An 11,313-nucleotide genomic window follows, 5' to 3' on the forward strand; every position below is an offset into this window, starting at 1 on the left:
GACTCCCTGGAAGAGGGATGTCACATGACGGGCGGAACAGCACTTCGGCTCGACCTGGCCATCAGCGTCGCTTTATAGGGACCTGAGTGGCCGATGTCACAGTGGCGGCCACAAACGGCCCGATTCGTTCTCCCCGGTCTCACGACCCTCGAAACAAGCAGTTCACCTCGGACATACCATGAAGGTAAGCCTAAGTAGCATCACGGTCCCGGGAGCCTCCCCCGGGCCCAGTGCTGCGCGTCGAGGAGGTCTTCCTCTGTGACCAAACAGGTCCAGCAACTCGACCGCGTCATCATCCGCTTCGCCGGGGACTCCGGTGACGGCATGCAGTTGACCGGCGATCGCTTCACCCAGGAGACGGCGGCGTTCGGCAACGACTTGTCGACGCTGCCGAACTTTCCCGCCGAAATCCGCGCCCCGGCAGGGACCCTCCCCGGCGTGTCCAGCTTCCAGCTGCACTTCGCCGACCACGACATCCTGACCCCGGGCGACGCCCCGAACGTCCTGGTCGCGATGAACCCTGCGGCCCTCAAGGCCAACATCGGCGACCTGCCCAGGGGCGCCGACCTCATCGTCAACACCGACGAGTTCACCAAGCGCGCCCTGGCCAAGGTCGGCTACGCCGCCGACCCGGTGCAGGACGGCTCGCTCGACGAGTACCACGTGCACGCGCTGCCGCTCACCTCGATGACGGTGACCGCGCTGGCCGACTTCGACCTGTCGAAGAAGGACGCCGAGCGCGCCAAGAACATGTTCGCCCTCGGCCTGCTGTCGTGGCTCTACCACCGGCCCACCGAGGGAACGATCTCGTTCCTGGAGAAGAAGTTCGGCAAGAAGCCCGACATCATGAAGGCCAACATCGCGGCCTTCCAGGCGGGCTGGAGCTTCGGCGAGACCACCGAGGCGTTCTCGGTCTCCTACGAGATCAAGCCGGCCGAGCAGCAGCCCGGGCTCTACCGCAACATCACCGGCAACGTCGCGCTGTCGTACGGGCTGGTCGCGGCGGGCGTGCAGAGCGGGCTGCCGATCTACCTCGGCTCCTACCCGATCACGCCGGCGTCCGACATCCTGCACGAGCTGTCCAAGCACAAGCGGTTCGGCGTGCGGACGTTCCAGGCCGAGGACGAGATCGCCGCGGTCGGCGCCGCGCTGGGCGCCTCGTTCGGCGGTTCGCTGGGCGTCACCACCACCTCCGGGCCCGGCCTGGCGCTGAAGAGCGAGACGATCGGTCTCGGCGTGGCGACCGAGCTGCCGCTGCTGGTGATCGACGTGCAGCGGGCGGGCCCGTCCACCGGGCTGCCGACCAAGACCGAGCAGGCCGACCTGCTGCAGGCGATGCACGGCCGCAACGGCGAGGCGCCGGTGCCGGTGATCGCGCCGCAGTCCCCCTCGGACTGCTTCGACGCCGCGCTGGAGGCCGCCCGCATCGCGGTCACCTACCGCACCCCGGTGATCCTGCTCTCGGACGGCTACCTGGCCAACGGCTCCGAGCCGTGGCAGCTCCCCGACGTGGACGCGCTCCCGAAGATCGACCCGAACTTCGCGGCCGCCGACGACGAGGACTTCCAGCCGTTCAGGCGCGACCCGGAGACCCTGGCGCGGCCGTGGGCCGTCCCCGGCACCCCCGGGCTCGAGCACCGCATCGGCGGCCTGGAGAAGGCCGACGGGTCGGGCAACATCTCCTACGATCCGGCCAACCACGACAAGATGGTCCGGCTCCGCCAGGCCAAGATCGACGGCATCGCGAACGACATCGCGCCGCTGGCGGTCGACGACCCGTCCGGCGAGGCGAAGGTCCTCATCCTGGGCTGGGGCGGCACGTACGGCGCGATCTCCGCGGCCGTACGGCGCGTCCGCAAGGCCGGGCACACCGTGGCGCAGGCCCACCTGCGGCACCTGAACCCGTTCCCGGCCAACATCGCCGAGGTGCTGCGCTCGTACGACAAGGTGATCGTGCCCGAGATCAACCTGGGTCAGCTGGCGCTGCTGCTGCGCGGCCGCTACCTCGTCGACGTGATCAGCTACAACCAGGTCCGCGGCCTGCCCTTCAAGGCCGAGGAGCTCGCGGGCGTCATCCAGGATGTGATCGACAGTGAGTGAGAACGGCCTGAACGGCACCAACGGCAACGGTCATGGCAACGGCAACGGCAACGGCAACGGTCTGGTGAACGGCGTCGGCCGTACGGCGCTGTCGCTGGTGCCCAAGACCGACCAGAAGCAGACCATGAAGGACTTCAAGACCGACCAGGAGGTGCGCTGGTGCCCGGGCTGCGGGGACTACGCGATCCTGGCGGCCGTCCAGTCCTTCCTGCCCGAGCTCGGCCTGCGCCGCGAGAACATCACGTTCGTCTCCGGCATCGGCTGCTCGTCGCGGTTCCCGTACTACATGAACACCTACGGGTTCCACTCGATCCACGGCCGCGCGCCGGCGATCGCGACGGGCCTGGCCACCTCGCGCCCCGACCTGTCGGTCTGGGTCGTGACCGGTGACGGCGACGCCCTGTCGATCGGCGGCAACCACCTGATCCACGCGCTGCGCCGCAACGTCAACCTGAAGATCCTCCTTTTCAATAACCGGATCTACGGGCTGACCAAGGGGCAGTACTCGCCCACCTCGGAGATCGGGAAGATCACCAAGTCGACGCCGATGGGGTCGCTGGACAGCCCGTTCAACCCGATCTCGCTGGCGATCGGCGCGGAGGGCACGTTCGTCGCCCGGACGATCGACTCCGACCGCAAGCACCTGCAGTCGGTGCTGCGCGCGGCGGCCGAGCACGAGGGCACGGCGCTGGTGGAGATCTACCAGAACTGCAACATCTTCAACGACAACGCGTTCGAGCCGCTGAAGGACGCCGACGTCCGCGACGACATCACCGTCCGGCTTGAGCACGGCGAGCCGATCATCTTCGGCGCCGACCGGCAGAAGGCGCTGCGCCGCGCGGCGAACGGCTCGTTCGAGGTCGTGAACGTGGCCGACGTCGACCCGTCGGAGATCGTGGTGCACGACGCGGCCAACCCGGACCCGTCGCAGGCGTTCGCGCTCTCGCGGCTGGACTCGCCGGCGTTCGAGCACACGCCGATCGGCATCTTCCGCAACGTCGACCGGCCGTCCTACGACCGGGAGATGCGCGAGCAGGTCGCCGAGGCCGTCGATAAGCAGGGCAAGGGCGATCTCGCCGCCCTTCTGGGCAGCGGGGACACCTGGCGCATCGACTGATCGTTCTTACGCCGGAGTACTCACGAGTTGACAATCCGGCGGACTGAACGCGCTGGACAGCCGCATGATCACATATGGTCGTGCGGTTGTTCGCGTTCCGGGCTGGTGGCACGGCCGGGAGCGGGCTAAGTTGCGGTGAGTTAGCACCATCGCGGATCACGCAGACGGGGAGATGAAGGATGCGGGTCGTTCCGCGCCGGGACAAGGAACGCCGGCGCCCGCGGGCGGCCGAGGCCGCAGCGGAGCCACCGGCCACCGACGGCCGCACTCTCGTCGACCCGGGCGACGCCCCGCCGCAACCGGATCCCGAACCCGAAGAGGCCTCTGAGCCCGAGGTCGAGGCCGCATCCGAGCCTGAGCCGGAGCCCGTTCCCCCCGCGCCCGAGCCACCGAAGCGCAAGCCGACGCGTGCCGAACGTAAGGCCGCCAAGAAGGCCGACAAGGCGGCGAAGAAGGCTGCCAAGAAGGGCGGGCCGCCTCCGGAGAGCGCGGCGGCCCCCGTCGAGCCCGCGCCTCCTGTGGACCCCGACACCAAGCGGCGCGCCCGGGTGTCGGAACGGCAGCGCCGCGCGGCCGAGGTCAAGCGCGCCCGCGCCTCGCAGAACCGCGTCCAGGAGACCGCCTTCCGCGAGCACCGCTCGGCGCTGGTGGCGATGATCCTGACGCTCGGCCTCCTCATCGCGGCGGTCGCGGTCACCGGCGGACTGATCGCCGGCTCCATGCGCACCCGCCCCGTGACGCTCGCGGCGCCGCTGAACGTCTACCCGATCTCGTCCACGCTCCCCGGCCAGTGCCAGGCGGGCACGCAGGGCATCTCCAGCTCGTCCTCGACGGGCCCGACGTGCTACCAGCTGACCCCCGGGATCGCGATCCGCAAGGTCGCCGAGCTGAAGATCCAGAAGGCCCGTACGAAGGGCGCCTACGACGTCGCCGTCACGCTGCGCAAGAACGACCGCAAGGCGTTCGCCGACCTGACCCGCGCGATGCAGGGCCGCGACCTGGCGCTGGTGGTCAAGAACAACCTGGTGACCGTGTCCCGGGTCGAGATGGCCATCACCGACGGCAAGATCGCCATCACCGGGCCGCCCAACCGCGCCGAGGCCGACAAACTCCTGCACGAGCTCAGGGGGAAGTGAGCGTCAGCACGGCGTTGCCGGTGATGCGGCGCTCGCGCAGGTCGTTGAGGACGGTCGCGGTGTCGGCCCAGTCGGTGATGCGGCCGATCTCGGGGTGCAGGCGGCCGTCGCCGGTGAGCTGGACGAGGGTGGCCAGGTCCGGGCCGAACGGGCGGGCCTCGAACGCATCGTCGTAGTGGAAGTGCCGCAGCGTGGCGCCCTCCGGACCGGCGAAGAAGTCGAAGAAGTCGAGCGTGACCGGCTCGCGGCTGGCCTGCCCGAACCACAGGAGCGTCCCGTGCGGCGCGAGCTTGGCCAGCGCGGCGGGCAGCGAACGCCCGCCGACCGACTCCAGCACGACGTCGAACGGTCCCGAGGCCGCGCCCGGGTCGGACACCACGGCCTCGGCGCCGAGCTCCATCAGGCGGTGGCCGCGTTCCGGCGTGGCGGAGACCGCGGTGATCTCGGCGCCCGCGGCGGCCGCGAGCTCGACGAAGTAGTGGCCGACGCCGCCCGAGGCGCCGGTGATCAGCACCCGGCGGCCCGCGATGGATCCGGCCGCCCGCAGCAGCCTCAGCGCGGTGATCCCGGCCAGCGGAAGCGCGGCGGCCGTGACGGCGTCGACGTGAGCGGGGAGGGCGGCGATCGAGCCGGTGCCGGCGACCGCGTACTCGGCCCAGCCGGCGGCCGGCACGTGCGCGACGACGCGCTGCCCCTCGCGCGGCCCGGAACCGTCGGCGGCGGCCCGGACGACCGTTCCGGCGATGTCCTTGCCCGGCAGCCAGCCCGTGCCGCCCGCCAGCTTGAAGATCTCGCCCCGGTTGATCGAGAACGCCTCGACCTTGATCAGCGCTTGGCCGCCCGCCGGCTCGGGCACCTCCGCCGTGCCGAACGCGACCAGCTCGCCCGCCTGTCCCGTGGGAATGAGCGCCTTCATGACCCCTCCTCGCTTCGTCGTCTGAGAACAAGGAAAGCCGCAGGTCAGAGGGCACGTCCAACAGCCTTTCGCCGGGTTTGACAACCGCCGGTTGTCGGGCAAGGTGGAGGGCGTGGATCTGGACCTGGCGCAGGTGAGGGCGTTCGTCGTCACCGCCGAGCACCTGCACTTCGGGCAGGCCGCGGGCGAGCTGTTCCTCACCCAGCAGGCGCTGTCCAAGCGGATCGCGCGGCTCGAGGAGACGATCGGCGTGCGGCTGTTCGACCGCACGGGCCACTCGGTGCGGCTCACCCCCGCCGGGGAGCGGTTCCTGGAGCCCGCGCGGCGCACGCTCACGGCCGCCGAGACGGCCGTGGCGGCGGCACGGCACGACGACCGGCCGCTGCGGCTGGACGTCTGGGGCCACATGTTCGCGCCGATGCAGACGATCCGCGAAGTCGTCGACCGCAGGCCCGACCTCGACATCGAGCTGAGCCTGCGCCGCGGGCTGGCCGCCGCGACCTCCGCGCTGCTGCGCGAGGAGACCGATGTCGGCTTCGGCCGCGTTCACGCGCAGGGCGAGGGCCTGCCGGAGGCGTTGACGCACCGGCTCGTGCGGCTGCAGCCGATGGCCGCCGTGCTGAACGCCCAGCACCCGCTGGCGGGCGAGGCGGAGCTGCGCCCGGCCGACCTGCGCGAGGTCACGGTGTGGTTCCCGGTCCAGCTCGAGAAGCTGGACTTCCTGCAGCGGCTCTGCGACGACTTCGGTCTCACCGGCGAGTTCGGCGGGGTCAACCTGGGCCTGGACTACTTCCTCGACCACCTGCGTTCGACGCCCGAGCACGTGTCGCTTCTGCCGCTCGGCCTGCCGCTGCCCGAGGACGCGGGCGTACGGGCGATCCCGCTGGTCGACCCGGTGCCGCTCTACTCGTGGTCGCTGATCTGGCGGGCGAACGACCAGCACCCGCTGCTCCAGCCGCTCCTCGGCGAGTTCGCCAGGGCGGGCCGGGAGCAGGGCTGGACGCGGTACGACCCCGAACGGCACTGGCTCCCCGCCTCCGAAGTCGGACAGGCAGGAAAGGCAGTGCCGCCGGGGTCGTCCTGAACAGACCGGCCGGTCAGCCTCCGAGGACCTTGCCGAGCAGGTCACCGAAACCGCCGAGGCCGCCCTGCTTCTCGTTCTGCAACTCCTGGGCCACTCCGCCCGCGTCGGCCTTCTGGCCGCCGCCGCTGATGAACCGCTTGGCGAGATAGGCCATCACGATCGGCGCGACGATCGCGAGGACCTTCTTGACCTGGTCGGCGGGCAACCCGGTCTTCTCGCTGACGGCCCCCGACACCGAGTCCATCTTTCCGCCGAGCACATGGCCGAGGATCGCCCCGCCCATGCCGCCGCTGGACAGCGCGGCGATGTCGGTGGCCGGGCTCTCCTGCGTGTGGTCGCCGAGCGCCTTCGCCAGGTCGTCGGCGCCCTGCGGATCTTCGGTGTTCTTCGCCATCCCGCCGACGATGCTCGCCAGGGCCCCGTCCACGGCCTGCCTGGCGGTCGTGGTGTCGGTGCCGAGCTGGTTCGCGATCTCCTGAACGCCGGAGTCGCCCAGCTCGTTCAGCACGCCTTGCTGCAAGGTTTCAGTCATGCGTTTACCCCCCGTTCGAGCCATATCTGCCCGTAATCGGGGAACGCCACACCGTAACGGTCGATAAACGCCCAGGTCAGCTCGGGTCGGCTCGGGTCAGATCTGGGGAAGGGCGTCGCCCTGGACGGCCTGGATCTCCAGCTCGACCCGCAGGGTCTCGCCCACGGCGACGATCCCGGCCTCCAGGATCTGGTTGAACTTGATCGCGAAGTCGGAGCGGCGCAGCTCGGTGGTCGCGCGGAAGGCGGCCCGGCTGCCGCCCCACGGGTCGGGGCCGGTGCCCAGGTAGGACATGTCCAGGTCGACCGGCTGGGTCTGCCCGTTCAGGGTCAGCTTGCCGTGCACGGTCCAGCGGTCGGGCCCGGCGGCGGTGAGGCCGGTGCTCTGGAACTCGATCACCGGGTGCTGGTCGGCGCTCAGGAAGTCGGCGGAACGCAGGTGGTCGTCGCGCATCCGGTTGCCGGTGTCGATCGAGGCCGCCTCGATGCGGGCGGTCACGCTCGACTCCTCGACCCGTTCGGCCACGTCGATCCGGCCCTCGAACGCGGCGAAGCGGCCGCGCACGCTGGACAGCCCGAGGTGCCGGGCGACCGCGCCGACCGTCGAGTGCGCCGGGTCGATCGTCCAGGGGCCGGGCGGCGGCAGTTCGGTGCCGCCAGCGCGGGCCAGCACGACCGTGCCGAGGGCCGCCGTGCCGGACGCGGGAACGATCATCGTCGAGGCGGCGGGCGCGTAGCCGACGGCCGTCACGATCAGCGTGTAGGTCCCGGCGGGCAGCGGGCCGGCCGCCAGCACGCCGTCCTCGTCCGCCTGGACGCGGGCGACCTGGGCGCCCGTCAGGTCGGTCACCGTGGCGATCGCGTGCCGGACCGCCCAGCCGTCCTTGGTCCGCACCGAGCCGCGCAGGCCCTGGCTCTCATCCATGAAGCGCCGACACTCCAGACATCATCGTTCAGGTGTTCAGTCGCGGCCGTTCAGCCGTCCAGCCGTTCATCGGTCACAGGTCATCGTTCACAGGTCTGAACCCGAGGGCGGGGCCCGCCGAACACCACCACGAGAAGGCGGGCCCCGGGTCTCTCATTCCTCGGGGAATCCGAGCTGCAGGTCGTGGCCGTCCAGGCCACCGCCGCCCAGGGAAAGGGCCGTGGCCACCGGCGGGTAGCCGGAGGCGATCACGGTGTACTGGCCGCCGGTCAGGTCGGCGAAGGCGTACTCGCCGTCCGGCGCGGTGATCACCATCGCGACCACGTTGCCCGCGCCGTCGACCAGCGTGACGCGCGCGTCTCCGAGCGGCTCGCCGGCCGCGTTGCGGACCGTGCCGCGCACGCTGGCGCCGGGCAGCAGCTCGACGTCGTGCCGGGTCTGGCCGGTGCCCGCGATCTGCACGGGCGCGGCCGCCGGCCGGTGCCCGGCGGCGCTCACCGCGATGGTGTAAGCGCCGGAGACCACGTCCTTGAGGGAGTAGCTCCCGTCGGCGCCGGTACGGACCGTGCCCACGACCTCGCCGCGCACGTCGGTGACGACGACCATCGCGCCCTCGATCGGGGCGCCCTCCTTGCCGCGGACCCGGCCAGCCAGCCCGCCGTTCCCGGCGAGCAGCAGGTCGAACTCCAGCGGCTTGTCGCCGACGACGAGCGTGGCGGCCTGCGGCTCGTGGTCACCGGCGGCGGCGATCAGCACGTACGTGCCGGAGCCGGGCGCGGGCATCGCGTACGAGCCGTCGTCGCCGGTGAACGCGCGGCCGAGCTGGTGCCCGGTCACGTCGATCAGGGTGAGCGCGGCCGCCTGGACCGGCGACCCGTCGCCGCCGCGCACGAAGCCGCGGATCCGGCCGCCGCCGGGGGCGGGTTCCGGCGGCGGCTGGTCGAAGAGCTGCGTGTGGATCGGCGCGGCCAGGCCGTTCGGGGCGGGAGCCGTCGTCGCCACCCTGATCGGCACCGCCTGGTCGGCCGTCGGCAGCGGCTCCATGTGGTTGGCCGCGGCGACACCGACGAGCTCCTGCTCGACGGGGTGCCCGTTCGTGCGGGCCGCGTGCCGTCCCGCCACGGGCGCGTCGGGGACCGTCGCCGTCTCCGCCGCGGCAGCCGGGGTGGGCGTAGCGGGCTCGTCGGCGTCCTTCTTGGTCTTGCCGGAACCGCGCAGCGGCAGCTCCTTGAGGGCCAGAACGGCGATGAAGCCGAGCACGGCCACGGGGATGCCGACCAGGAAGACCGACTCCAGCGCCTTGGTGAACGACTCCAGCACGAGGTGCTTGAACGGCTCGGGCAGGTGATGGACCTGCTCGGGCGAGCCGAGGCTCGCCCCTCCGGCCGGCGGCCGTACGTGCGCCGAGGCCAGGGAGTCCTTCAGCTCCGCGGTGAGGCGGTTGCTGAGGATCGCCCCGAACGCGGCGACGCCCATCGCGCCGCCGAGGTTACGGAAGAACGAGACGCCGGCGGTGGTCGCGGCGAGGTCTTCGATCCGGGCGGCGTTCTGCGCGGCCAGGATGAGGATCTGGAGCGTCAGGCCGAGCCCGACGCCGAGCACGGCGCCGTCCGCGCCGATGATCACCTTGCTGGTGTCGCTGTGCATCTGCGACAGCAGGAACATCGCCGCGGCGACGAACACCAGGCCGAGCACCGGGAAGATCTTGTAGCGGCCGGTCCGGGTGACGAACTGGCCCGACCCGGTCGAGGTGACGAACATCCCGATGACCAGCGGCAGCGTCATCAGCCCCGAGGCCGTCGGGCTCATCCCCTTGACGATCTGCAGGTACTGCGGCAGGTAGATCATCGCGCCGAACATCGCGACGCCGACGCAGAGCGAGGCGATCGCGGCCAGCACGAAGGTCCGGTTGCGGAACAGCCGCGGCGGCAGGATCGGGTCGCGCGCGACCCGTTCGGCGACGATCGACAGCAGGACCAGGAGGACGCTGACCCCGGCGAGCGCGTAGGTCCAGGGCGAGTTCCAGTCGAACTCCTTGCCGCCGAGCGACAGCAGCAGCATCAGCGCGGTCGCCGAGCCGGTGATGGTGAACGCGCCGAACACGTCGATCCTGGTGTCGCGCTTCACCTTGGGGAGCTTCAGCACCCGCTGGATGACCAGGAAGGCGATCACGGCGAGCGGGATGCAGACGTAGAAGCACCAGCGCCAGCCGAGGCCGTCGGTGTCCACGATGAACCCGCCGAGCAGCGGGCCCGCGACGGTCGCGACGCCGAACACCGCGCCCATGAAGCCGGCGTACCGGCCGCGCTGGCGGGGGTCGACCACGTCGCCCAGGATCACCTGGGCGAGCGCGGACAGGCCGCCGACGCCGAGGCCCTGGAACGCGCGGGCCGCGATCAGCTGGCCGATGCTCTGCGAGAGGCCCGCGCCGACCGACGCGAGCACGAAGAGCGTGAGCGCGCCCTGGAACATGAGCTTGCGCCCGAAGATGTCCGACAGCTTGCCCCAGAGCGGGGTCGAGGCGGTCATGGTCAGCAGCGACGCACTGGCCACCCAGGAGAGCTGGTCCTGGCCGCCGAGATCCCCCACGATCGTCGGCAGGGCCGTGCTGACGACCGACGTCGAGATCATCGCCGTCAGCATCGCCATCATCAGCCCGGCCATGATCTCCAGGATCTGGCGGTGCGTGTAATGCGGACGGGATTGGTCGAGGGCGACCGGACTCTGGGTCGTCACAGCGGCTTGAGCCACTCCCTGCCCTCCCAACAAGACGAGTCTGTTACCTGTGTTTTGCATATATCTTATGTATGCACTTGTTTACATGCAACCGGGAGATACTGGGGAGGTGCTGGAGCAAGTGGAGAGCCCCGAGAGTCACGAGAGCGGCGAACGGCGCAAGCGGAACCGCGAGGCGACCCGGCAGCGCCTGCTGGAGGCCGCCCGCGCACTGTTCGGCGAACACGGATACGACCACGTCAGCGTGCGGATGATCGCCGCGACGGCGGACGCCAACGTCGCGCTCGTCAACCGTTACTTCGGCTCCAAGGCCGAGCTCTTCGGCGAGGTCCTCGCGGGCGAGTCGTCACTTGAGACGGTCATCACAGGCGAGCCCGAGGGCCTCGCCCGGCGCCTGGCCGAGCACTACGTCCGCCAGGTGCACCGCGGCCCGTCCAGCCCGATCTTCCGCATGCTCGACCGTTCCGTGGGCAACCCCGAGATCCGGCCGATCCTCACCCAGCACCTGGAGAGCGTGGTCGTGAAGGCCCTGGTCGACCGGCTGGAGGGCCCCAACCCACGCGCCCGCGCCCTGCTCGCCGCCACCGTGATCATGGGCACCAACCCCGTCCGGCGCCTGCTCGGCCTCCAGGACCTCAAGGAGATCGACTCGGACGCGCTCACCGAGCGGCTGACCACGATCTTCGAGACCGCCCTCGCCCCGATCGACTGAATCCCCTGCCCTACGCGTAATCCCCCGGCCCACGTGTACTCCAGCGGGCGCAGACG

9 protein-coding genes are annotated in these 11,313 nt (G+C 70.8%); 5 read left to right on the forward strand and 4 right to left on the reverse strand.

Annotation, left to right across the window (positions count from 1 at the left end):
* The first annotated feature begins 258 nt into the window (after positions 1–258).
* The 3 genes from J4573_RS30135 to J4573_RS30145 all read left to right on the forward strand — a co-directional run bounded on the left by J4573_RS30135 (position 259) and on the right by J4573_RS30145 (position 4,353).
* Positions 259–2,100, forward strand: a complete 1,842-nt coding sequence (locus tag J4573_RS30135) for a 2-oxoacid:acceptor oxidoreductase subunit alpha (protein ID WP_208259288.1) — start codon at positions 259–261, stop codon at positions 2,098–2,100.
* On the forward strand, positions 2,093–3,217 hold the full coding sequence (locus tag J4573_RS30140) for a 2-oxoacid:ferredoxin oxidoreductase subunit beta (RefSeq protein ID WP_307797009.1): 1,125 nt from the start codon (positions 2,093–2,095) through the stop codon (positions 3,215–3,217). Before J4573_RS30135 ends, J4573_RS30140 begins: the two co-directional genes overlap by 8 nt.
* Before the next feature lie 179 nt (positions 3,218–3,396).
* The gene (locus J4573_RS30145; protein WP_208259289.1) at positions 3,397–4,353 is read left to right on the forward strand and encodes a SecDF P1 head subdomain-containing protein; all 957 of its coding nucleotides are present in this window, start codon (positions 3,397–3,399) and stop codon (positions 4,351–4,353) included.
* On the opposite strand, the gene J4573_RS30150 is transcribed toward J4573_RS30145, so the two are convergent.
* On the reverse strand, positions 4,340–5,269 hold the full coding sequence (locus J4573_RS30150) for a zinc-binding dehydrogenase (RefSeq protein WP_208259290.1): 930 nt from the start codon (positions 5,267–5,269) through the stop codon (positions 4,340–4,342). The genes J4573_RS30145 and J4573_RS30150 overlap by 14 nt on opposite strands.
* A 112-nt stretch (positions 5,270–5,381) precedes the next feature.
* On the opposite strand from J4573_RS30150, the gene J4573_RS30155 reads away from it, so the two are divergent.
* A complete protein-coding gene (locus J4573_RS30155; RefSeq protein WP_208259291.1) occupies positions 5,382–6,353 on the forward strand; it encodes a LysR family transcriptional regulator in 972 nt (323 codons plus the stop codon).
* A 13-nt stretch (positions 6,354–6,366) separates the two neighbouring features.
* On the opposite strand, the gene J4573_RS30160 is transcribed toward J4573_RS30155, so the two are convergent.
* The 3 genes from J4573_RS30160 to J4573_RS56275 all read right to left on the reverse strand — a co-directional run bounded on the left by J4573_RS30160 (position 6,367) and on the right by J4573_RS56275 (position 10,545).
* Complete coding sequence (locus tag J4573_RS30160) at positions 6,367–6,885, reverse strand: DUF937 domain-containing protein (RefSeq protein WP_208259292.1); 519 nt, start codon at positions 6,883–6,885, stop codon at positions 6,367–6,369.
* A 96-nt stretch (positions 6,886–6,981) separates the two neighbouring features.
* Positions 6,982–7,809: a YceI family protein gene (locus J4573_RS30165; protein WP_208259293.1), complete on the reverse strand. Its 828-nt coding sequence runs from the start codon at positions 7,807–7,809 to the stop codon at positions 6,982–6,984.
* Between the two features lie 153 nt (positions 7,810–7,962).
* Complete coding sequence (locus tag J4573_RS56275) at positions 7,963–10,545, reverse strand: MFS transporter (protein WP_307797011.1); 2,583 nt, start codon at positions 10,543–10,545, stop codon at positions 7,963–7,965.
* A gap of 109 nt (positions 10,546–10,654) precedes the next feature.
* On the opposite strand from J4573_RS56275, the gene J4573_RS30175 reads away from it, so the two are divergent.
* Positions 10,655–11,257 carry a TetR/AcrR family transcriptional regulator gene (locus tag J4573_RS30175; protein ID WP_307797012.1) on the forward strand — a complete coding sequence of 201 codons (603 nt, stop codon included), beginning with the start codon at positions 10,655–10,657 and terminating at the stop codon, positions 11,255–11,257.
* Positions 11,258–11,313: the final 56 nt, after the last annotated feature.

Origin of the sequence: Actinomadura barringtoniae (assembly GCF_017573505.1) — a bacterium.
Classification (GTDB): Bacteria; Actinomycetota; Actinomycetes; order Streptosporangiales; family Streptosporangiaceae; genus Spirillospora; species Spirillospora barringtoniae.